The sequence below is a fragment of the Mesorhizobium sp. CAU 1732 genome (assembly GCF_039888675.1).
In the GTDB taxonomy this organism is placed as follows: domain Bacteria; phylum Pseudomonadota; class Alphaproteobacteria; order Rhizobiales; family Rhizobiaceae; genus Aerobium.
Genome location: NZ_JBDQQR010000001.1, coordinates 2,405,758 through 2,427,374, shown reverse-complemented (window position 1 = coordinate 2,427,374; position 21,617 = coordinate 2,405,758). Strand labels below are relative to the sequence as shown.

The 21,617-nt window shown below is 64.3% G+C and carries 24 protein-coding genes and 1 riboswitch; of the genes, 6 read left to right on the top strand and 18 right to left on the bottom strand.

Annotated elements, in window-relative coordinates; translation table 11 throughout:
- Window positions 1-70: 70 nt before the first annotated feature.
- The 8 genes from repC to AAFN55_RS11880 form a co-directional block, all read right to left on the bottom strand.
- On the bottom strand, window positions 71-1,339 hold the full coding sequence (repC, locus tag AAFN55_RS11915) for a plasmid replication protein RepC (RefSeq protein ID WP_347799044.1): 1,269 nt from the start codon (window positions 1,337-1,339) through the stop codon (window positions 71-73).
- A gap of 215 nt (window positions 1,340-1,554) precedes the next feature.
- A complete protein-coding gene (repB, locus tag AAFN55_RS11910; RefSeq protein WP_347799043.1) occupies window positions 1,555-2,622 on the bottom strand; it encodes a plasmid partitioning protein RepB in 1,068 nt (355 codons plus the stop codon).
- The gene (locus AAFN55_RS11905) at window positions 2,619-2,765 is read right to left on the bottom strand and encodes a hypothetical protein (RefSeq protein ID WP_347799042.1); all 147 of its coding nucleotides are present in this window, start codon (window positions 2,763-2,765) and stop codon (window positions 2,619-2,621) included. Before AAFN55_RS11905 ends, repB begins: the two co-directional genes overlap by 4 nt.
- Entirely contained in the window at window positions 2,762-3,958 is a 1,197-nt protein-coding gene (gene repA / locus AAFN55_RS11900; protein WP_347800251.1) for a plasmid partitioning protein RepA, read from the bottom strand. The genes AAFN55_RS11905 and repA overlap by 4 nt, the downstream gene beginning before the upstream one ends.
- A 293-nt stretch (window positions 3,959-4,251) precedes the next feature.
- Window positions 4,252-4,506, bottom strand: a complete 255-nt coding sequence (locus AAFN55_RS11895) for a WGR domain-containing protein (protein WP_347799041.1) — start codon at window positions 4,504-4,506, stop codon at window positions 4,252-4,254.
- A 235-nt stretch (window positions 4,507-4,741) separates the two neighbouring features.
- Window positions 4,742-5,053, bottom strand: coding sequence for an Atu4866 domain-containing protein (locus AAFN55_RS11890; RefSeq protein WP_347799040.1), 312 nt, complete (start codon window positions 5,051-5,053; stop codon window positions 4,742-4,744).
- A gap of 30 nt (window positions 5,054-5,083) precedes the next feature.
- Entirely contained in the window at window positions 5,084-5,602 is a 519-nt protein-coding gene (locus AAFN55_RS11885; protein ID WP_347799039.1) for a nuclear transport factor 2 family protein, read from the bottom strand.
- Between the two features lie 47 nt (window positions 5,603-5,649).
- Window positions 5,650-6,372: an SDR family oxidoreductase gene (locus AAFN55_RS11880; protein ID WP_347799038.1), complete on the bottom strand. Its 723-nt coding sequence runs from the start codon at window positions 6,370-6,372 to the stop codon at window positions 5,650-5,652.
- Window positions 6,373-6,469: 97 nt separating this feature from the next.
- Here AAFN55_RS11880 and AAFN55_RS11875 point away from each other — a divergent pair, with 97 nt between their 5' ends.
- A complete protein-coding gene (locus AAFN55_RS11875; RefSeq protein ID WP_347799037.1) occupies window positions 6,470-7,357 on the top strand; it encodes a LysR family transcriptional regulator in 888 nt (295 codons plus the stop codon).
- 89 nt (window positions 7,358-7,446) lie between these two features.
- On the top strand, window positions 7,447-8,475 hold the full coding sequence (gene cobD, locus AAFN55_RS11870) for a threonine-phosphate decarboxylase CobD (protein ID WP_347799036.1): 1,029 nt from the start codon (window positions 7,447-7,449) through the stop codon (window positions 8,473-8,475).
- Here the strand turns inward: cobD and AAFN55_RS11865 are convergent, their stop codons facing one another.
- From AAFN55_RS11865 to AAFN55_RS11845, 5 genes are all read right to left on the bottom strand, one after another.
- Window positions 8,476-8,676 carry a hypothetical protein gene (locus AAFN55_RS11865; RefSeq protein WP_347799035.1) on the bottom strand — a complete coding sequence of 67 codons (201 nt, stop codon included), beginning with the start codon at window positions 8,674-8,676 and terminating at the stop codon, window positions 8,476-8,478.
- 55 nt (window positions 8,677-8,731) lie between these two features.
- Window positions 8,732-9,001: a cell division topological specificity factor MinE gene (gene minE, locus AAFN55_RS11860; protein WP_347799034.1), complete on the bottom strand. Its 270-nt coding sequence runs from the start codon at window positions 8,999-9,001 to the stop codon at window positions 8,732-8,734.
- A complete protein-coding gene (gene minD / locus AAFN55_RS11855) occupies window positions 8,998-9,813 on the bottom strand; it encodes a septum site-determining protein MinD (protein WP_347799033.1) in 816 nt (271 codons plus the stop codon). The genes minE and minD overlap by 4 nt, the downstream gene beginning before the upstream one ends.
- Before the next feature lie 34 nt (window positions 9,814-9,847).
- Window positions 9,848-10,588 (bottom strand): septum site-determining protein MinC, encoded by a 741-nt coding sequence (gene minC, locus AAFN55_RS11850; RefSeq protein ID WP_347799032.1) that lies wholly within the window; start codon window positions 10,586-10,588, stop codon window positions 9,848-9,850.
- A gap of 372 nt (window positions 10,589-10,960) precedes the next feature.
- Window positions 10,961-11,302, bottom strand: coding sequence for a hypothetical protein (locus tag AAFN55_RS11845; protein ID WP_347799031.1), 342 nt, complete (start codon window positions 11,300-11,302; stop codon window positions 10,961-10,963).
- A gap of 132 nt (window positions 11,303-11,434) precedes the next feature.
- A riboswitch (cobalamin riboswitch) is annotated at window positions 11,435-11,647 on the top strand.
- Between the two features lie 157 nt (window positions 11,648-11,804).
- Here AAFN55_RS11845 and AAFN55_RS11840 point away from each other — a divergent pair.
- From AAFN55_RS11840 to AAFN55_RS11830, 3 genes are all read left to right on the top strand, one after another.
- Window positions 11,805-14,645: a ribonucleoside-diphosphate reductase subunit alpha gene (locus AAFN55_RS11840; protein ID WP_347800250.1), complete on the top strand. Its 2,841-nt coding sequence runs from the start codon at window positions 11,805-11,807 to the stop codon at window positions 14,643-14,645.
- A 191-nt stretch (window positions 14,646-14,836) separates the two neighbouring features.
- A complete protein-coding gene (locus tag AAFN55_RS11835) occupies window positions 14,837-15,952 on the top strand; it encodes a ribonucleotide-diphosphate reductase subunit beta (protein ID WP_347799030.1) in 1,116 nt (371 codons plus the stop codon).
- A 132-nt stretch (window positions 15,953-16,084) separates the two neighbouring features.
- Window positions 16,085-16,309 carry a helix-turn-helix transcriptional regulator gene (locus AAFN55_RS11830; protein ID WP_347799029.1) on the top strand — a complete coding sequence of 75 codons (225 nt, stop codon included), beginning with the start codon at window positions 16,085-16,087 and terminating at the stop codon, window positions 16,307-16,309.
- Window positions 16,310-16,321: 12 nt separating this feature from the next.
- On the opposite strand, the gene AAFN55_RS11825 is transcribed toward AAFN55_RS11830, so the two are convergent.
- Both AAFN55_RS11825 and AAFN55_RS11820 read right to left on the bottom strand, forming a co-directional pair.
- Window positions 16,322-16,996: an RES family NAD+ phosphorylase gene (locus tag AAFN55_RS11825; RefSeq protein ID WP_347799028.1), complete on the bottom strand. Its 675-nt coding sequence runs from the start codon at window positions 16,994-16,996 to the stop codon at window positions 16,322-16,324.
- Window positions 16,993-17,520, bottom strand: a complete 528-nt coding sequence (locus AAFN55_RS11820; protein WP_347799027.1) for an MbcA/ParS/Xre antitoxin family protein — start codon at window positions 17,518-17,520, stop codon at window positions 16,993-16,995. Before AAFN55_RS11820 ends, AAFN55_RS11825 begins: the two co-directional genes overlap by 4 nt.
- Before the next feature lie 248 nt (window positions 17,521-17,768).
- Between AAFN55_RS11820 and AAFN55_RS11815 the strand changes: the two genes are divergently transcribed.
- Window positions 17,769-19,496, top strand: coding sequence for an ABC transporter ATP-binding protein (locus AAFN55_RS11815; protein ID WP_347799026.1), 1,728 nt, complete (start codon window positions 17,769-17,771; stop codon window positions 19,494-19,496).
- A 144-nt stretch (window positions 19,497-19,640) separates the two neighbouring features.
- Here the strand turns inward: AAFN55_RS11815 and AAFN55_RS11810 are convergent, their stop codons facing one another.
- The 3 genes from AAFN55_RS11810 to AAFN55_RS11800 form a co-directional block, all read right to left on the bottom strand.
- Window positions 19,641-19,985, bottom strand: a complete 345-nt coding sequence (locus AAFN55_RS11810; RefSeq protein WP_347799025.1) for a hypothetical protein — start codon at window positions 19,983-19,985, stop codon at window positions 19,641-19,643.
- Window positions 19,986-20,119: 134 nt separating this feature from the next.
- The gene (locus AAFN55_RS11805; protein ID WP_347799024.1) at window positions 20,120-20,281 is read right to left on the bottom strand and encodes a hypothetical protein; all 162 of its coding nucleotides are present in this window, start codon (window positions 20,279-20,281) and stop codon (window positions 20,120-20,122) included.
- A 121-nt stretch (window positions 20,282-20,402) separates the two neighbouring features.
- Window positions 20,403-21,413, bottom strand: a complete 1,011-nt coding sequence (locus AAFN55_RS11800) for an IS30 family transposase (RefSeq protein ID WP_347799023.1) — start codon at window positions 21,411-21,413, stop codon at window positions 20,403-20,405.
- Window positions 21,414-21,617: the final 204 nt, after the last annotated feature.

Here is a 21,617-nt window from a genome sequence, read left to right as displayed (position 1 = left end):
GCCCGACCGGAAGAGCTGAAGACCGGCCTGATCGAGCCATTCGAGAAGCTTGCGCCCAAGTCGCTGCCCATCACGCGTCCTCGCTTTTCTCCAGCGCCGCCAGCATCGGTTTGGGCGAGAATTGGCCGAGTTCGGCCCGTTCGGTCAGCGCCCGCAGGTATCCGCCCGGCGACCGGATCATCTCCGCCCGCTCCAGAATCGCCGCAACCGTGATCGCGGCATTGATTTCACCCATCGCGGTGCGCGCGCGCTGCCAGGCGTCCGGCGAAATCCCCAGCATCGACCGGACAAGATCGGCGGTCTTCAAAACCTCCCGCCAGCCGGCAATCCCGTCCTTCGCATAGGTCGCAAGCGTCGGGCACACGCCCAGCAGATAACTCAGCGGCACCGGTTCGCCCTTGGTTTCCGGCGCCCGGCCGAATTCCGGCCCTTCACCCCGCGCATGGTCCCCTCCGCTTCCGTCCGCATCTTCGCCGGATTGATCACCGCCGCCCTTCAGCTCTTTTTCGGAGCGAGTTTCAAATTGGGGTTCTGTTTTTGAATTCTGATAGTGCCGCTCGGAATCGACGTCATTGGCGCTCATTTCTTGTTCGCTGAGACCATCGAGGTAGGCGGTCTCCACCTGTGCTCGAAGGCGGACCAGGTTGTCGCGGCGTGCCTCCAGCAGGTCCAGGGACGCCTGACGGGCCATCCGGCGCGACAGCGGCACCAGCGCCAGCATGAAGCCCTGCCAGTCCCCTGCCCGCTTCTCCGCAAGGCCGGCCTCGATGATCTTGCCGGTATCGCGCATATGGATGGTGATCTCGCCGCGTACGCGCTGGCACAGGCGTGCATAGGCCCGAAGCTCCTCGGCGGCGGTGTGGATGCCTGCTGCGGCCAGCGCCAGGGGCGACAGATCGAAGCCGAAGGCGCTTTCGACGCCGCCATGATCGTCCCGGCGGCAATAGCGCTTGCCGTTGGGGCTATCGCGCCTGAGGATCAGGCCGGCCTCCACGAGGGCCGCGATATGCCGGCGCAGCGTCGCATCCGCCATGCCGCGGCAGCGCAGCGAAAGCTCCGCATTGGACGGGAAGACGATGATCGGCGCCGATCCGTCCAGTTCGCGGCTCTGGTGGAAGCTCATCAGCGCCTCCAGCACCGCGATCGCACGGTCGGACAGGCCGTAGACGCTCCGCGCCTCCGACAACGCCCGCAAAAGCTGCCATTTCTCCGCGCGGCCGGTGTCGTTGCCGCCTTCCTTCAGCGCGGAACGCTGCCGCTCCACGGTTTCACGGCGCTGAAAATCGGCCGCACGAACCCGACCGCCGCCGAAAGGCGTCGTCGCAAATCGATCTGTCATTCGAGTTACCTCGTCTTTGAGGCACAGAAATACGCGGCCGGGACGTGCCCACGCCTTGACAGCATGACTCGGAAGTGATTCTTTCAGATTGCTACATCGAAAGGGGCTTCCGGGATGGCAACGTTCTGGAGGCCTTTTTTCTTGCCTGCTTCTCCGTTTCTGGTTTCGGTTCTACGCACGCATGCCGGACAGGCGGCGAGCCCGCCGGCAATCTCTCAATTTTTGTCCTTGTCCTGCGCCTCGTCCGCATAGCGGAAGGCGGCATACAACTCCGGCAGCCGCGCGGCGATGTAATCGGCGAAGCCCTCGCCGGCGCTGTCGGGGATGGTCAGCCGTGCCGCGTGTGCCGTACGCGCCAGTTCCGCGATCGCCCGGCCCCTGCCATCCGCGATTTGCCGCGGCCCCGGCTTGGCCTTCAGGACCCGGTTTCGCGCCGATCGCTCGAGCCGCGCGTAGAGCCGCTGAAAGCGGGTATCGCTGCCGGCCGCGCGGAACGCTTCCGACCTGAGCTCCTGCAACGCCAGACCGCCGGCGTCCATGGCGAGAAGCTGGCCGAGCATCACCCAGCGCGGACGTCCCGCCTTGGGCGCCGGCCCGATCGCGCGCACGACAGGGATCGGAATGGCCTCGGCGACCTGAAGCAGCCGCGACATCTCGGATTTGTGGACGGCGAGTGCTGCCTGTGCCGTGGCGCGGTCGAAACCGTGATCGATCAGCGTCTTGGCGAAGAATGCGCGCTCGATGAAGCTCAGCGCGCGCCGCTCGGCATTTTCCTTGCCTTGCGCCATCACCAGCGCGTTGTCGTCGAGCGCACGCACGACGGCACGAACCGGCCGGCCGAGTTCGCGCATGGCCTGTGCGCGGCGGTGGCCATAAGCGAGCTGGTAGAACCCGCGCGCTGCCTTGTCGGCATCGGGATGCGGCCGCACCAGAACCGGCACCTGCTGGCCGTGTTCTTCGATGCTGGCCTTCAGCGCGTCGAAATCCCCGTCGTTCTTGGCGCCCTCGCTGAGGCGGTCGACATAGGGCGAGCGCTCGATGAGCGCGGTATCCAGTTCGACCACCTGGTCGCCCGAAGCCAGCACGTCGCGCAGCTTGCGCGCCTCCTCGACTTCCTGCGACAGCGTTCCGAGCGACAGCCCCATCGCCTTGACGGCGCCGGACGTGCTGCGTTTCTGCGGCGGCTCGGGCGGCGTGACCGGGACGGGATTGGGATCGTCGGGCGAGCCCTCCGGCACTTCACCGCCGAAAAGCGAACGGAGCCTGTCCTTGCGTGCATTCATGTGCGTTCTCCTTCCCGCACAGGATGCAGCAGGGCGGAAGGGGGTGGATAAATATTTTTTGCGGGCGAGATTTCACGCCGAAAGGCCGCGCGGGCCAGCGCGCCGTCGCCGAAGTTGACAGCTGTCAACTTTGCCCCGCTCATGGCGTCCTCCCCCATGATTGCAGCATCAGCGCCTCGACCTCCGCATTGACCGCGTTCAGCGCCTCATAGGCGCGGTCATAGGTCACGCGGTTGAAATTCTCGCGTCCGACTTCGTAGAGCGTCTGCTTGGTGAGGCCGGCATCCGAGATCGCCGTCGACTTGAGCATCGGGGCGGTCAGCACGCGCGATCCGAACTGCGTGCGCAGGAAGCCGGAAATCTGCGTCTGCGGCCCGTCATTGGGCTCATAGCGGGTGATCAGGTAGCGCAGGAAATCGAAGTTCAGCGCCCCGCCCGCCTCGCGCACCACCGAAAGCAGATCGGATGTCATGAACAGGAACTGGCTCATCGAGGCGACGTCGAGCATCTGCGGATGCACGGTGACAATCACCGACGTCGCCGCACAGAGCGCGCTGAGCGTGAGATAGCCGAGCTGCGGCGGGCAATCGATCACGACGACGTCGTAATCCGCCTCGACCGTCGCGATCGCCTCCTGCACCCGCGTGAAGAACAGGTCGCCGGTCCGCCCACTGGAACGGTTCGCCAGATGCTGCGGCGTCGTGTGCTCGAACTCCTGCAATTCGAGATTGCCCGGCACAAAGTCGAGCCCGTCGACATAGGTCTTGCGAATGACGCTCGACAGCGGCACGCGCTCGTCGTCGTAGCGGATCGCGCCGTAGAGCGTGTCGTTGCCCGACAGGTCGAGGTCCGGCTGGTAGCCGAACAGCGCCGACAGCGACGCCTGCGGATCGAGATCGATGGCGAGCGTGCGATAGCCCTGGAGCGCGAGATACTGCGCCAGATGCGCCGACGTCGTCGTCTTGCCGGACCCGCCCTTGAAGTTGGTGATGGCGATGACCTGCAGGTGGTCGCCAGTCTGCCGCCAGGGCACGTAGTTGCGCGCCTTGGCGCCACCCTGCGAGGCAAGGTGATGGCGCAGCGCGTTGACGTCGGCCAGCGAATAGAGACGGCGCCCGGCGACGCCGACCTCGGGGGAGGGGCCTTCGCCGGAAATCGAGAGCTGCCGCAGATAGCCGTCAGTCACGCCGATCAGCCGCGCCGCCTCGCCGCTGGTGAAGGAGCGCATCGTCTTCTGGGCAGTGGGCGGGAACAGCCGGCCACGCAAGGCCGAGAGCTGCGCCGAAAGCAGCTCCGCATCCGCCGCGATCTGCCGGTCGGCCGGCTCGCCTGTCATGTCACTGGTGGTCACGTCATCCCTGTCTGAAAAAGTCGCACGCCCTCAACCGCGATCAGGCATGCCCGATCGCGACTCACAACGTCGTGTTAAGTTTACGCAATTACGCTGAAACTGACAGCACCAAGCGCGAGTTACGGCGACGGGTGCTAATTACCCTCAATTGCCGTATCTACGCTGGGTGAAATACCGATTCCTGTCAAGGAAAAGAGGGTTAACGGGAATTAACCTCTCTGCAACCCGAATCGGCCCGATGGCCGGGTGAGTTGACAGCTGTCAACAAGGCGCGGCCGTTATCCCGCTTCGATATCCCGATAGCCCCGGCGGCGCTTGGTTCGGTCGAGCCGAGCCAGCATATGTGCCGCCTCAAGCGGGTCGTCAAACGTCTCCACCTTGCACTGGCCTCTCGTGCCGATGCGGCCCCAGTTGCGCATCACCGATGTTTCGCCGAACAGCGTCGGCTGGATCGACAGGGCATAGAAGCGCTGCATGTTGCAGGACGCGTCGACGCGGCGAAGATGGAGAGGGGTTTGATGTCTGTCGGCCATGCCGCGATTCTCGCGGGGCAAAGCAGGTCGCGTCCAACGCCTATTCTGAATCGATCACGGCCGATCGATTCATCGCATTGATGGATAGGGGAGGGGGCTTTTGCGCACCGGGGCGGCTGCACCGGATGCGACCGGGCCACACGGGACAGCGGTAAACGCGAAGCCGGTCGACCGCGCCATAGACTTCGGGCCCGCGTCATGAACGCAGGCCCGTTTATCGTTCGGCACGGGCGATCTAGCGCCGGTACAGGATCATCCCGGCATGATGCAGCACGCCGTCGATGAAGTCTCCATCCGCCGTAAAGCCCGTGTCGTCCCAATATTCGATATGGGTCCCGGTCACCTCGTAGCGCCCTTCATAAGCGCGTTCGCGACTGCCGCGGGCTTCGACGTATCGGTTGTTGGGCAAGAGTTCGTGGCGGATGCGGCCGTCTTCGGTGACCCACATGCCGACATAGGGGTGTGGGGTCACCGTATCCGTCTCCTGTGCCGAGGCCACCTGGCCGAGCAGCGCAACGGCCATGAGTGTCGCCAAGGGTTTGTGCATGGTCCTGTCTCCGGATTGCCGTTTGAGGCCTTACTCGGCGCGCGGTTCATTGTTGTCCACGACCTCGCCATAGGCGACGAGGTCGAGGAAGGCTTCCGCCTCCGTCACGACGCCGTCGGTCATCCGAAAAATCCAGACGAACTGGTTGGCGTAGGGCGCGCCGGAGGTCGTGGTGGCCGAGCCGTCGAAGCGGATGATCACGGTGTCGCCGACCGCCCAGATGTCGTGAACCTCGGGGACCAGCGGGGTTGAAAGCCGGCTGATCAGCGGGAGGGATGCATCTTCGACGAAGTCTTCGATGCTGGTGTAGGTGCCTGCGACCGGACCGGAGCCATGGATCGTCCAACTCACGTCGGAGGCCAGGAGTTCGGCGAAGACGTTTCCGCCGTCCACCCAGTTGTCGAAGGCCTGCCGCACGATCGTTTCGTTGCGGGCAGCAGTGCCTGCGCTTTCGGTTGTCGCCGACGCGGGGCACGCCAGCAGGGCAAGCCCGATCAGCGCGGCCGATGCGGTCTGCGTCATGCGGCAGGCAATGCGGAAAGATGTCATCTCTCGGTTCCTTTCAGTGGGGTTCAGGGATGGTAATGGTATGGCCGTCACTGCGGAGAGGCAGTCGGCCGGATGGTAATCTCGGTCGTATCGACGCTTGCCGGCGCCTCGATCACCTGCCGCACCGCCAGCGCGATATCGGCGGGCTGCAAGGCGATGGCGCGGTATTCGTCCATCACGGCCATCGTCTCCTCATGGGTGATCGTCGACGCCAGGTCGCTTTCGACGACGCCGGGATTGACGCAGGTGACGCGGATTTTCGTGTTCTCCTGGCGCAGCCCGTCGGAGATGGCGCGGACTGCGAATTTCGTGGCGCAGTACACCGCCGCCGTGGGCACGACGTGCAGCGCGCCGATCGAGCCGATGTTGATGATCTGGCCGCTGCCCTGCCGTTCCATCGCCGGCAGCACCGCGCCGATGCCCCAGAGCACGCCCTTGATGTTCACATCGACCATGCGCTCCCATTCGTCCTGCTTTCCGGCGGACAGCGGCGAGAGCGGCATGATGCCGGCATTGTTCACCAGCACGTCGATGCGGCCCCAAAGGTCGAGCGCTGCCTGTGCGAAAGCGGCCATCGAAGACCGATCCGCGACGTCGAGCACGCGGGCCTGCGCCGCGCCGCCTGCGCTGCGTATCTCGGCGGCGATCGCTTCGACGCGGTCGAGCCGCCGGGCGCCGAGAAGGACGGTTGCGCCATGCGCGGCCAGCTCGCGGGCGATGCCCTCGCCGATCCCGCCCGATGCGCCGGTGACCAGTATGATCTTGTCCATGAAGTGCTTCCTTCCGTGTTGCAGGCGGAAGGTGGACCTTTTGCGCTGTCGCTTGTATCCATCCATTCATGGACTGGCCGGTTAGTAGTGCTTGACAATGAACATCGACATGAACCTGCTGCCGCTGTTTCAGGCCGTCGCGGAGGAGCACAATTTCCGCGCCGCCGCCGATCGGCTGGGCGTGACGCGCTCCGCCGTCAGCCAGGGCATCCGGCGGCTCGAGGATGCGATCGGCACGGCGCTGGTGACGCGCACCACCCGCGCGGTGCGGCTGACCGAGGCGGGCGAGCGGTTGCGCGAGGCGCTGTCGCGGCCGATGGCGGATATTTCGGCCGCACTGGAGCATCTGGCGTCGGAAGACCAGCCGCGCGGGCTCCTGAGGCTCGCCGTCACTTCGATCGCCGAGGAGTTCCTGTCGGGACCGCTGCTCGCAAGCTTCGCGGCGGCGCATCCGCAGGTCACCATCGATGTGACGGTGACCGACGCGGAATTCGACATCGTGGCAGCGGGGTTCGATGCGGGCGTGCGGCTGGGCGAAGTGATCGAGCAGGACATGATCGCCGTGCCGGTGGGCGGCGAACAGCGCGAAGCGGTCGTGGCCACGCCGGCTTATCTGGCGGCCCATGGCGGACCAAGCCATCCGCGCGACCTGATCGATCATCGCTGCATCGGCTGGCGTCCAGCGCCGAATGTCGCGCCCCATCGCTGGGAGTTCGAGGAGAACGGGGTTCCCTTCGATGTCGCGGTCGAGCCGCAGATCACCACGAACGATCTGCGCCTGATGCTGCGCGCGGCGCTGGCCGGCGCGGGGCTCACCTTCGCGCCACGGGAGACGTTCCGGCCCTATGTCGAGCGAGGCGAGCTCGTCTGGCTGCTGGAGGACTTCCTGCCGCCCTTTCCGGGCTTCTACCTCTATTATCCGCAGCGGCGGAACATGGCGCCGAAGCTTCGCGCGCTCATCGACCATGTGCGCGGCTGGCCGTGACGGCGCGGCGGAAAGATCGAGCCGGGAAATGCCTATCGTAACGCGGCGCGGAAATCTGGTATGGCGCGGGCTGACGAAGCGGGGCCGGCATGGACGAGCATATTGACGACATCTCCGATCACGGCGGCAGTCTCGCGCCGGCGGCGGCACTGTTCCCGGATGCGCCGACGCCGTGGCTCGATCTGTCGACCGGCATCAATCCGCATGCCTATCCGCTCACGGACCTGCCGGCCGATGCCTTCACGAGACTGCCGGAGGCGGCGGACGTCGCGGAGCTGAACACGATCGCTGCTGCGTGTTACGGCGCGCCGTCGCCCCGGATGGTGGTCGCCGCGCCAGGCACGCAGATCCTGCTGCCGCTGGTGATGGAACTGGCCGGGCAGGGCAGGGCGGCCGTGCTGTCGCCCACCTATGCGGAGCACGCACGGGCGGCGCGTCTTGTCGGGCACGGCGTTTCCGAGGTCACCGACGTCGCGCGTCTCTTCGACGCCGATCTCGCGATCGTGGTCAATCCGAACAATCCCGACGGGCGGGTCATCGAGCGCGACATGCTTCTGGACCTCGCGCGCCATCTGCACCGCAAGGGCGGGCTGCTCGTCGTGGACGAGGCGTTCATGGAAGTCGGCCCGCGCGACCGGAGCGTGGCCGGAAATGTGGGGCAGGGAGGCCTCGTCGTGCTGCGCTCCTTCGGCAAGTTCTTCGGCCTTGCAGGCGTGCGGCTGGGCTTCGCGCTCGCCGCCGAGCCGGTCGCGTCCAAGCTGCGGTCCCGTCTCGGGCCATGGGCGGTCGCAGGGCCGGCGCTCGCCTATGGCCGCATGGCGCTTGCGGATATGGATTGGCAGGCCCGGATGCGCCAGCGCCTCGCGCACGACGCCTCACGGCTCGATGCGCTGCTTCTGCAGTCCGGATTGACGGTTGCGGGCGGGACCAGCCTCTACCGCTTCGTCAGGACACCGCACGCGCCGTCGATCTACGATCAGCTCGGGCGCAACGGCATTCTGGTGCGGAATTTCGACGCGATGGACGATGCGCTGCGGTTCGGCCTTCCCGGCGACGACGCGGCCTTCGACCGGCTCGCGGCATCGCTCACGCGCTGGCGGGATCGCTCGGCGATCTGATCAGTGCGGGCGCGGCTGCGGTGCCTTGTTGCTTGCAGCATCGCGCGAGGCGGAAGCGCCGGCGGCCACTTCGCAGTGCTCGACGTGCCGGGCCAGCGCCTCGTTGGAGAGAAGCGCGCTCACCGTGGTGATGTCACGCTTCTGGTGCGCTGGCGTTTGCTGGAGCGTCTTGAGCCGTTCGAGAAGTGCGAGTCGGGTCATGATGGTTCTCCTTGTCGATCAGCGGTTGTGGCGTTCCTGTGCGCGAGGCGGCCCGTCAGGCCGCCTTCTTCTTGCCGGCGTTGAACGGGATTTCGACATCAACGGCCAGCGTCGAGACCTTGTCGCCGCGTTCCATCTTCACGCTGACCTTTTCGTCGTCGATTTTCATGTGCTTCGCGATGACCTTGAGGATTTCGTCGCGAAGCTTGGTGACGAGGTCCGAATCGCCGACCGACGCACGTTCATGCGCGAGCAGGACCTGCAGGCGCTCCCGCGCGGCAGGCGCCGACGACTGGGGACGCGAAAAGAAACCGAACAGGTTCATGCCGCTTTCCTCCCGAAGATCTTGCCGAAGAAGCCGCGCTTTTCGCCCGGAATGCTGATCGGAACGGTTTCGCCCTTCAAACGCCGCACCGCGTCGAAATAAGCCTTTGCCGGCGCGCTGTTTCCATCGGCCAGCGTCACGGGCGAGCCGACATTCGATGCGCGCAGCACGTCCATGCTCTCGGGGATGATGCCGAGCAGCGGGATCGACAGGATTTCGAGCACGTCGTCGACCTTCAGCATGTCGCCGCGCTCGGCGCGGGCCGGATCGTAGCGGGTCAGCAACAGGTGCTTTTCGATCTGCTCGCCATTCTCGGCCTTGAGCGTCTTGGAATCGAGCAGGCCGATGATGCGGTCCGAATCGCGCACCGACGAGACTTCAGGGTTGGTCACCACGATGGCGATGTCGGCATGGCGCATGGCCAGGGTCGCGCCGCGCTCGATGCCGGCGGGGCTGTCGCAGATCACCCAGTCGAAGGCCTTCTTGAGCGCGGCGATGACCTTCTCGACGCCCTCCGGCGTGAGGTTGTCCTTGTCGCGGGTCTGCGAGGCCGGCAGCAGGAACAGCGTTTCCACGCGCTTGTCGCGGATCAGCGCCTGCGTCAGCTTGGCTTCGCCCTGGATGACGTTGACCAGATCGTAGACGACGCGCCGCTCGGCGCCCATCACGAGGTCGAGATTGCGCAGTCCGACGTCGAAATCCACGACCGCGACCTTGTCGCCGGTCTGCGCAAGGGCTGCGCCCAGTGCGGCGGCCGACGTCGTCTTGCCGACGCCGCCCTTGCCCGATGTGACCACGATTACCTTGCCCATAGACCTCTCCTGTTGTTCTTGTTCCGCCATCGGCTCAGCCCAGTGTTCCCGCCAAAATCGTCTCGCCTTCGAGCCAGATCTGGACGGCCTGGCCGCGCAATCCTGGCTCCATGTCCTCGGCCGTCTTGTAGAAGCCGTCGATCGCGATCAGCTCGGCCTCGAGCTTGCGGCAGAAGATGCGTGCCGCGGCGTCACCCATCGTGCCCGCCAGCGCGCGTCCCCGCAGCGTTCCGTAGACGTGGATCGAGCCGCCGGCGACGACTTCCGCGCCCGAGGCGACCGACCCGACGATCGTGACGTCGCCTTCCGGGAATATCAGCGACTGGCCGGAGCGCACCGGCTGGGTGACGACCAGCGACGGCACGGCCTTGCCGACCTGCGCGGTGTAGGCGGGTGCGGCTTCATCGGTTTCGGCCTCTGCCGCATCGCCATCGTCGGCGACGGGCGCCTCGAAATCGGAGGCCGGACGGCCGTCGGTCATGGCAGGCGGCAGGCCGCCGTCGAGCAGCGAGGCCCGCGCGCCTTCGATGCCCATGATTCGCACGTTGCGGGTGCCGAGCTGTTCGACCAGCTCGCGCAGTTGCGCCCGGTCGATGTCGAGCCCGTCGACATCCAGAACGATGGGCCTGCGCAGGAAAAACCCAGCGGAACGGGCCGCCAGATCGTCGAGGCGCGCCAGCCAGCCGTCGAAGGGCAGTTCTGGCGTCAGGACGAGCGCGAGGAATGAGCGACCCTTGAGGCGGATCGGCCGGGCTTCAGTTAACACTTCGGACATCTTTGTTAATTTTTCGTAGCCGAGGGATATCGGTCGAATGGTTAACAAATGGTTAATTTTCGACGTCGTCCCCCGTCTTGCGATACGTCCGGAGAGAGGCGTGGCGACTATGTCACGATGTGAATCGAGGGGTGTCTTGCGGCGCCGAGCAGACGCGACAATGGCCCAAAGAAAAAGGCCAGACACGAATGCCTGGCCGAGGTGTGAAGGTCAAAACCTCCAGAGGGGAACGCACGGGGCCAATGGGAGGAAAGACCCCGTGCGACGCTGAAATGGGTCTGCGGCGACCCGCGTTCAACCAGCGCTTTTGCATTTCTCGCTGATCCAGAACGATTTCCGATTGGGCCAGATCAGGCCCGGTCCAATCGGGCCTCAGTACCAGCGGCGGTGGCTGTGGGTGTCGGCCTGAGCCGCGGCCATGCCGAGCAGGAAGCCGAGTGCGCCGAACACCAGCGCCGTCGCGGAAAAGGTCACCGGGTTCGCCTGCACCACGCCGGAAACGTCCTGCGCCTGCGATTTGATCGCGGAGGCCGCGCGGCTGGCCTTGTCGGAGGCCGTGTCCATCCAGTCGGACACTTCGTCGGCGGCGTCTTCGGCGCGCGCGGCAAGCGAGCGTTTCAGCGAACTGATTTCGCGGCGCATCTGCGCGATCTGTTTTTCGAGCGCGTCCTGCTTGTCGGCTGCGGATGTGCGTGGGGAATCATTGTCTGCCATGGGTGTCTCCTGACGTGGGTTTGGAAAACGGTTTTGGGCGACGGTGGTTCCGAATCGCCGCGGCATCGATGCGGGATGTGGACGAGCGCCCGAAAATGCCCGCAACAAATTGACAGCCGCACCGCGATAGCCGCTAGATGTAGTCGTCATGGTTCTTCCGAATCACGTTGGTTCGGGAGCTAAGAGGGAAGCCGGTGCCCCGTTTCAGGGAAAGCCGGAGCTGCCCCCGCAACTGTAAGCAGAGAGCTTGCGTCGAGTTATGCCACTGGTGCCTCGGGCACCGGGAAGGCCGACGAAAGCGATGACCTGCGAGCCAGGAGACCTGCCCTGACAGCTTGATCGAACCTCGGGCGGGGTGTCCTGGTGGTGCGCTGGCATGAAGGCGGCCTGTGCCGCTTCGCGCCGTCCCGCATCCTTTGCCATCCCCGCCCACAACGCCACGGGGATAAGAATGCCGGCGACTTCGACCTTCCAGACGAATGGGACCGTTCCGGTTCCAGAGATGATTTCCGATCCGACGCGCCCAGCCACCGAACCCGGCTATCGCGTCATCCGTCGCAATGGCGGCGTGACGCCCTTCGACGCCTCCAAGATCACCGTCGCGCTGACCAAGGCGTTCCTCGCCGTGGAAGGATCGACGGCGGCCGGCTCGCGCCGCGTGCACGATGTGGTCGTCGAGCTGACCGACGAGGTCGTGTCGGCCCTGACGCGCCGCGTCGGCGAGGGACGCCTGTTCCACATCGAGGACGTGCAGGACCAGGTGGAACTGGCACTGATGCGCAGCGAGCACCACAAGGTTGCGCGCGCCTATGTGCTGTACCGTGACGAGCGCGCGCGGGAGCGTGCAGCAGAGAAGGCCCTTGCCGCAGCCCCGGTTGCATCTGCGTTGCAGGTGAAGGGCGAGGACGGCACGCTCGCGCCGCTGGATGAAGTTCGTCTGGCGCGTATCGTCGAGGAAGCCTGCGATGGGCTCGACGCGGTTTCATCGGCGCCGATCATCGCCGAGGCGCGGCGTAACCTTTATGACGGCATCACCCTGGACGAGCTGTCGCTTGCGCCGATCCTGGCCGCGCGCACGCTGGTCGAGCAGGAGCCGAACTACGCGTTCGTGTCCGCGCGGCTGCTGATGGACCGGCTGCGGCGCGAGGCGCTGTCGTTCGTGTCGGCGCGACCTGAGCAGGCAACACAGGCGGAGATGGGCGCGCGCTACGCGACCTATTTTCCCGACTTCATCCGCGTCGGCATCGAGGCCGAACTGATCGACCCGGAGCTCGCACGTTTCGATCTCGCGCGGCTTGGCGCAGCCTTGAAGCCGGAACGCGACCTGAACTTCCAGTATCTCGGCCTCCAGACGCTGTACGACCGCTACTTCCTGCACACCAAGGGCAAGCGTTTCGAACTGCCGCAGGCGTTCTTCATGCGCGTCGCGATGGGGCTGGCGATCCGCGAAATCGACCGTGAGGGCAGGGCGATCGAGTTCTACGACCTTCTGTCGTCGTTCGATTTCATGGCCTCGACGCCGACGCTGTTCAACTCCGGCACGACGCGGCCGCAATTGTCCTCGTGCTTCCTGACGACCATCGGCGACGACCTCGACGCGATCTTCAAGGGCGTCAAGGACAACGCTTTGCTGGCAAAATATTCCGGTGGTCTCGGCAATGACTGGACGCCGGTGCGGGGCCTCGGCTCCCACATCAAGGGCACCAATGGCGAGAGCCAGGGCGTCGTGCCGTTCCTGAAGGTTGCCAACGACACGGCCATCGCCGTTAACCAGGGCGGCAAGCGCAAGGGAGCGGTTTGCGCCTATCTGGAGACGTGGCACGTCGACATCGAGGAATTCCTCGATCTGCGCAAGAACACCGGCGACGACCGCCGCCGCACGCACGACATGAACACCGCCAACTGGGTGCCGGACCTGTTCATGGAGCGTGTCGAGAGCGATGGCGAGTGGACGCTGTTTTCGCCCGACGAGACGCCGGATTTGCACGACCTCTACGGCACGCCGTTCAAGAAGGCTTACGAGGCCTATGAAGCCCAGGCTGCCGCCGGTGGGTTGCGAGTGTCCCGCAAGGTCCGCGCGCTCGATCTGTGGCGCAAGATGCTGACCATGCTGTTCGAGACCGGGCATCCGTGGGTGACGTTCAAGGACCCGTGCAACATCCGCTCGCCGCAGGGCCATATCGGCGTGGTGCACTCGTCCAATTTGTGCACGGAGATCACGCTCAACACGTCGAAGGACGAAGTTGCGGTGTGCAATCTGGGCTCCGTCAACCTGTTCAACCACGTGACGGAAAAGGGTCTCGATCTCGACCGGCTGGCGAAGTCCGTCGGCACCGCGATGCGGATGCTCGACAACGTCATCGACATCAATTTCTACACCATCCCCGAGGCGCGCCGTTCCAATTTGCAGCACCGCCCGGTCGGTCTGGGCCTGATGGGTTTTCAGGATGCGTTGCAGAAGCTGCGCATCGCCTATTCGTCGGATGCGGCCATCGCGTTCGCCGACCGCAGCATGGAAGCGATCAGCTACCACACGATTTCGGCCTCGGTCGATCTCGCCGCAGAGCGTGGGCGCTATGCGAGCTTCGAGGGTTCTCTGTGGTCGAAGGGCATCCTGCCGATCGATTCGATCAAGCTGCTCGAGGATGCACGCCCCGGCGTGGACATGGACGATGGCTCGACGCTCGACTGGGACGCCTTGCGCAAACGGGTGAAGAAGACCGGCATGCGCAACTCCAACACGATGGCGATCGCGCCGACGGCGACGATCTCCAACATCTGCGGCGTGTCGCAGTCGATCGAGCCCGCCTATCAGAACCTGTTCGTCAAATCGAACATGTCGGGCGACTTCACGGTGGTGAATGCGCAACTGGTTCATGATTTGAAGCAGCGCGGCCTGTGGGACGAGGTGATGGTGTCGGACCTGAAATATTTCGACGGGTCCATCGGCCAGATCGACCGTATCCCCGACGATTTGAAGGCGATCTATGCGACCGCTTTCGAGATCGACTCGGCGTGGCTGATCGAAGCGGCCTCGCGCCGTCAGAAGTGGATCGACCAGGCGCAGTCGCTCAACCTCTACATCGCCAACCCGAGCGGCAAGAAGCTGGACGAGCTCTATCGCTTCGCGTGGAAGAAGGGTCTCAAGACGACCTACTATTTGCGCTCGCGCTCCGCGACGCATGTGGAAAAGTCGACGCTGAAGGGTACCGACGGCAAGCTCAACGCGGTGTCGGCTGTTGCCGTCGCCAAGCCGGCTGCTGCGCCGATTGCGATCAATCCGGATGCGGCATGGGGCAAAGCCTGCGCCATCGACGATCCCGAGTGCGAGGCCTGCCAGTAGGGGCCTGATCGCGCAAGGTCCGCGCTGCCCCTCATCCCCCTGCCGGGACCTTCTCCCCGCAGGCGGGGAGAAGGGGGATTGGCCGCGACGGCTCCGCTCCTCCCTTCTCCCCGTTCACGGGGAGAAGGTGCCCGAAGGGCGGATGAGGGGCAGCGCCGTCGCTTCAAGAAAATTCCAAGGAGAATAACAAAATGCTCGACTGGTCAGAACCGAAATCCATGCCGACCAATCTCACCCCGGCGAATGTCGAAACCGATGCCACCGGCCTCGGCGAGATCGAGCGGGGCGGGGCGCGGGTGTCGGTGGACGACAAGCGCATGATCAACGCCCGCGCCGACGTGAACCAGCTACTGCCGCTGAAATATCGCTGGGCGTGGGAAAAATACCTGTCCGGCTGCAACAACCACTGGATGCCGACCGAGGTTTCCATGCAGGCCGACATCGCGCTGTGGAAGTCGAAGGACGGGCTGACGGACGACGAGCGCCACATGATCAAGCGCAATCTCGGCTTTTTTGCCGCGTCGGAATCGCTGGTGGCGAACAACATCGTGCTCGCGATCTACCGTCACCTGACCAATCCCGAATGCCGCCAGTATCTGCTGCGGCAGGCGTTCGAGGAGGCGATCCACACGCACACCTTCCAATACATCGTTGAAAGCCTGAGCCTCGACGAGGGCGAGCTGTTCAACATGTATCGCGAGGTGCCGTCGATCACCGACAAGGCGGCGTGGGCGCTCAAGCATACGCAGAACCTCGACAATCCCGATTTCAAGACCGGCACGCCGGAGACCGACACCGCCTTCCTGCGCGATCTGGTGGCGTTCTACGTGATCTTCGAGGGCATGTGGTTCTACACCGGCTTCGCGCAGATCCTGTCGCTGGGCCGCCGCAACAAGATGGTCGGCATTGCCGAGCAGTACCAGTACATCCTGCGCGACGAGTCGATCCATCTGAACTTCGGCATCGACGTGATCAACCAGATCAAGCTGGAAAACCCGCATCTCTGGACGAAGGAATTCCAGGACGAGGTGCGCGGCATGATCGCCAATGCTGCCGAACTGGAAGCGTCCTACGGGCGCGATACGATGCCGCGCGGGTTCCTCGGGCTGAATGCGGCTTTGTGCGAGCAGTACATGCACTTCATCGCCAACCGCCGCTGCGCGCAGCTGGGCCTGGCACCGGTGTTCAAGGAAACGGAAAACCCGTTCCCGTGGATGTCGGAGGCGATGGATCTGAAGAAGGAAAAGAACTTTTTCGAGACCCGCGTCATCGAATATCAGAACGGCGGTGCGCTTTCCTGGGATTGACGTGAGGGCCTGTCACGCGCATGTGTTCGACATAATCTTGAAATCTGCACTCAGTATTTCCAGATTCGCAGATGCTCGCAGCCACATTTTGGCTCCCTTCCGAGCACATTTCGCAGCAACAGGATTTGAATCATGGTCGCAGAATTTGCCGACGCAGTCTCTGCAGCGCTGTCATCCGGCGCCAATCCCGTCACCGCTCTTCGCGAAGCCTCCGGCTACACGATCGAACAACTGGCCGTCGTCTCCGGCCTCGCCACGTCTGAAATCGTCGAACTCGAAGACGGCATCGACACCGACAGCGCGAAGGTCGCCCGTCTCGCGGCGGCGCTTGGCCTGCCGGACGGCGGCATGGCCTGAGCCATCCCGGCCTCAGGCCGATTTCAGCTTTCGTACGTCGATGGTTCTCTCCGCAGCCGATACGGTGACCTCGAAATGGTCGCTCTGGGTGACATCGAGGATCATCGACGGACGAAACGCCACCACGTTTTCTCCGCCACGCAGCCGCACGCTGTCGTAGAGGATGCCGGGTTCGCCGGCTTTCCGCATCGCTTCGCCGAAGATTTGCGTTTCCTCGTAGCTGTCCGGCCGGTACAGGCCGGGCAGGGCGGCCTGCATGCCCCTGATGTCGACATGCTCGCCCGGCAGGCGCGCGGCATATGAGCGGTAGACGCGGCTCAGTTTCGGAAGCCGCCGCGCCACTGCCTCACGGCGCAGATGATGGCCGACTTCCGCCGCCGATGTCCTGACATCGCCTGCCGCATACCACGCGCCCAGATCAGGCCCGTTGAACCGCGATCCGCCGGGCGCGACGTGCAGGAAGGCGGCCATGACGACGCTCGCATTCGGGCGGCCATAGACCCATTCGTCGCGCGGCAACCGGTCGATGCGTTCGCCCACCAGGCGATCGTTCGTCCAGCCGACGAGTTCCATCACGGCGTAGAGGTCGTTGGCCGTCGCGACCGTGTCGAACAGGCCGACCGGCGGAAACCGTGACGGGATGAGACGGAATGCCGGCTGCGGCGCCGGCGACCTTGCGTGGCTCACCGCAGGACGATGTCCCGATCGTCATAGGGCTCGAAGCCGGCATCGAGCGCGTTCGGCTCCATGTAGATGCCGCCGCGCGCGGCATCGAGGAAGCGCCGGACCGTCATGAGACCGTCCTGCAGGCCGCTCGTCACGAACGCCAGCGGCGGCCTCCCGCCGAACACCGCCCCGTCATGCGGCCCGCGCAGCCACGCGACGGCCTCGCGTTCGGTTTCATACAGCACGCCGAGCGCCTGATGGATGCCGAGCACGGCGGAAATCCGGGTAAGGACATCGACGTCGAGCGTCAGCTCGCGATGCTCGCGCACCTGCTTCGCCCAGCCATGATAGGTCGATCGCGACGGGTAGCCAAGAATGAGCCTGCGCTCTTCTTCGTTGAGGCCCCAGAGATCGGCGATGGTGAGGAAGGTGCGCAATGCGGGCGCGCTGAGCCGGCGGCGGCTGGCCGGCGCGAAGCGCGACAGGTCGAGCCGTGGGACACCGGTCTCCACATATGGCACGTCTCGTCTTGCAGCCTGGCTCATTAGTCAGCATCCTTATGTCTGGTTCTGGATATAGTCCAGATCAGGACAAAACACAAGTCTGCTGCAGCCTGGTCTGCGGCAAGGATGCGGGGAGGGGAGGGCGACCAAAACCGTCTGTCGGGTCATCAATCGTCACGTGGCCCATGGCGATATCGGCGCGAAGGGGATAAGCCCTCGGAGACACGCTCACATCGGCCGCCTCGCGGCGCTACCAAAGGAACGGTCGCCCCAGCGGCCCCGCTCACGCAATGCTCGCTCGCTTCTTTGCCTATTACGCGCCGTATAAGCGGCTCTTCATGCTCGACTTCTCCTGCGCGGTTCTGGCGGGCCTTCTGGAGCTCGCTTTCCCGATGGCGGTGAAGCTTTTCGTCGACGATCTGCTGCCCAGCGGAAGCTGGTCGCTGATCCTCCTCGCGGCGTCTGCGCTCCTCGTTATGTATGTCGCGACCACCGGGCTGACGGCCGTCGTGGTCTATTGGGGCCACATGCTCGGCATCAACATCGAGACCGACATGCGCCGCAAGGCGTTCGACCATCTCCAAAAGCTGTCCTTCCGATTCTACGACAACAACAAGACCGGCCACCTGATCGCCCGGGTGACGAAGGACCTCGAGGAGATCGGCGAGGTCGCCCATCACGGCCCCGAGGATTTGTTCCTCGCCATCATGACCTTCATCGGAGCCTTCATCCTGATGATGATGGTCAATGTCGAGCTCGCACTGATCACCGCCGTCATCGTGCCGATCGTCGGCTGGGTGACGACGCGCTATGGCGGGCGCATGACGCGCAACTGGCAGTCGCTCTACGGCAAGGTCGGCAATTTCAACGTCCGCATCGAGGAGAACGTCGGCGGCATGCGCGTCGTGCAGGCCTTCGCCAACGAACACCATGAGCGCGCGCTGTTCGATCAGGACAATGAGGGCTATCGCTCGACCAAGCTCGAGGCCTACAAGATCATGGCCGCGTCGACGTCGCTCAGCTACATGTCGATGCGGCTGATCCAGCTCGTCGTCATGCTGGCCGGCAGCTACTACGTGATGCGCGGCGAGTTGAGCTATGGCGGCTTCATCGGCTTCCTGCTGCTGGTCACGGTGTTCTTCCGCCCGGTGGAGAAGATCAACGCGGTCATCGAAACCTATCCGAAGGGCATCGCCGGCTTCCGCCGCTACACGCAACTTCTGGACACCGAGCCCGACATCGCGGACCGCCCCAATGCGCGGACCGCGCCAAGGCTCACCGGCACGATCCGCTACGACAATGTCGGCTTCGGCTACACCGACGGCCGCAAAATCCTGACGGATGTCAGCCTCGACATCGAGGCCGGCCAGACGATCGCCTTCGTCGGCCCGTCCGGCGCGGGCAAGACCACGATCTGCTCACTCCTGCCGCGCTTCTATGACGTCGAGGAGGGCGCGATCACGATCGACGGGATCGACATCCGCGACATGACGCTCGCCTCGCTGCGCGGCCAGATCGGCATCGTGCAGCAGGACGTGTTCCTGTTCGGCGGCACGATCCGCGAGAACATCGCCTATGGCCGTCTCGGGGCGACCGAGGCCGAGATCACGGAGGCCGCGCGGCGCGCCCATCTCGATGCCGTCATCGACGATCTTCCCGACGGCATGGACACGATCATCGGCGAACGCGGCGTAAAACTGTCGGGCGGCCAGAAGCAGCGGCTCGCCATCGCGCGCATCTTCCTGAAGAACCCGCCGATCCTCATCCTCGACGAGGCGACGTCAGCGCTCGATACGCAGACGGAACGCGAAATCCAGAAATCGCTCGCCGAACTGTCGAAGGGCCGCACGACGCTCGTCATCGCCCACCGTCTGGCGACGATCCGCAATGCCGACCGTATCGTGGTGATCGACCGCTCGGGCATCGCCGAACAGGGAACGCACCGCCAACTGCTCGCCCGCGACACGCTCTATCGCCGCATGCATCTGGCGCAGGATTCCAGCCACTCAGAGGCGTGAAGCGCACCCCTCCGTCGCTTCGCGCCACCTCCCCCGTAAACGGAGGAGGATCCAGGTCGCGGATGGCCGCAACGCCGGGTCCTCCCCTGCGGAGCGGGGGAGGGGAACCACGCGAAGCGTGGTGGAGGGGGTATTCGAAAGCTCTTAGCGGCAATCCATCCTGACGCGCTCGCCCTGTCTGGATGGGGCCTGGCAGGAGACGCCGCCCGAAGACGACCGGATTTCGACCGGCGCGGCGCGGCGCACGGAGCGCGTGGCCCTCGGCGGCGAATAGGTGACGAGGCTCGGCACGGGACGCGCGGGATATCGCTGGCGCAACGTATCGCTGACTTCCCGCCGGGCTGGTCGCATCGCGACAACCGGCACCGGCCCGACATGCTGGACGGTCGGCGCGTATCGGGGCTCGATGCTGCCGTCGGACGTGCGGACACAGCCGGTCAGCACAAGCACGGACAGCGCGCAGCAGGCGAGGGACGTTTGGCGAAGCATGGTTCGATTGGGCTCCCGGTAACGGAAAGGACCTTTTCGGGTCATCTCTGTGGCAACAAGATGGCCGCGCGCGGCAGGCACCGTTATCCCCATCGTTTCCAGCCTGAATGACATGCGCAGTTCACCGCGCGTGGCTATTTTGCCACGCCGCGTCTCAGGCCAAGGCATGCCGCAACCGGCTCGCAGCCGATGAGGACCGAGAGAATGCCGGCCGGAAGTTCGGTCAGCGCGAAGATCACCTTCGATAAAATCTCGATCCTCTGCAGATCGCGCTCGCTCATCGTTATCAATCCCATCTGCAATCTCCCAGGCGTCGTTCAGACCCGGGGAGCGTGACATTCCAACTTTGCAGAAACAGGACATTCCAACTTTGCGGTGTGGAGTCATGCTGAGATGCGACTTGCGGGTGGGTTCAAGCTAGCCGGCATGCCTCATCTGGGCGAGCAGTTTCTTTCGAAAGACCTCCGCTGGCGTTCGGTAGCCGAGGCATTTGCGAGGCGTCGCATTCAGCCGATTGCAGATCTCGATCAGGTCGGCATCGGTCACAGATAATGGATCGACCTCTCTCGAAAGCCATTTCCGCACCCGGCCGTTGGTGTTTTCGACGGTGCCTTTCTGCCAGGGAGATTGCGGGTCGCAGAACCACGTTTGGGTGCCTATGCTTGCCTGAAGGTAGGGCCAGTCGGTGAACTCCGTGCCACGGTCGAATGTGATCGAACGGCGAGCGAGGTGGGGTAGGGCCTGTAGCGCCTGTATGACGCCATCCATCACGGGCCGGGACTGTCGATCATTGTTGCGCAGGAAGATGGCAAAGCGACTGACCCGTTCGACCAGCGATGTGACGTTGGCCTTGCCGAACTTCTTGCGGAACTGGATCAGGTCGCATTCCCAGTGTCCGAACTGCTTACGGTCGGCAACGACATCCGGGCGGCGCAGGATGTTCAGTTCCGGGCTGAAGCGCCGGCCATGTCTGCGCCTTGCATGCCGGGGGCGGCGCCTGGCTCGATGCTCCGGCAGATGCCGCCACAGCTTGATGGCCTGGCCATCGGCCGAATACGCAAACTTGTAGATCGTCTCGTGGCTGACCGAGATCGGATGACGCTCCAGGCGCATGCGACCGGCGATCTGCTGTGGCGACCATCCATGTATGATCCGGTCGATAACGGACTGCCGGACGTGTGAGAAACGCGCCAGCTTCCGCAGCTTGGCGCGGCGCTCGCAAGCCATGCCGTGGGCCGTCACGCAATAGTAGCCGTTGAGATCTGGAACGACCTTGTCGACGAACATATTGCGCTTGATCTCGCGAAAGATCGTCGAGCGATGCCGTCCAAGCTTTTCTGCGATGATCTCGATGCTCAGGCCGGCCATCCGCCAGCGAGCAATCTTACGACGTTCATCCAGGCCGATATGGGAGTAGGTGCGTCTCATTGCATCTTCCTTGCGTATGATAACTCATTGGTATCATTCGCAAGTCGCACTTCATCCTTGAACCCACCTCTACAGATGCAAAGATCGCATAAGATAGATTATGGAACTTATGGGTGTGCGATAATGGGTGGCGACGCGCATTTCTCGGTTGGTTCGCCGCGTGCGTGGCCCAGGGAGCGCTATTGCGCCTTGACATCCAGTGCA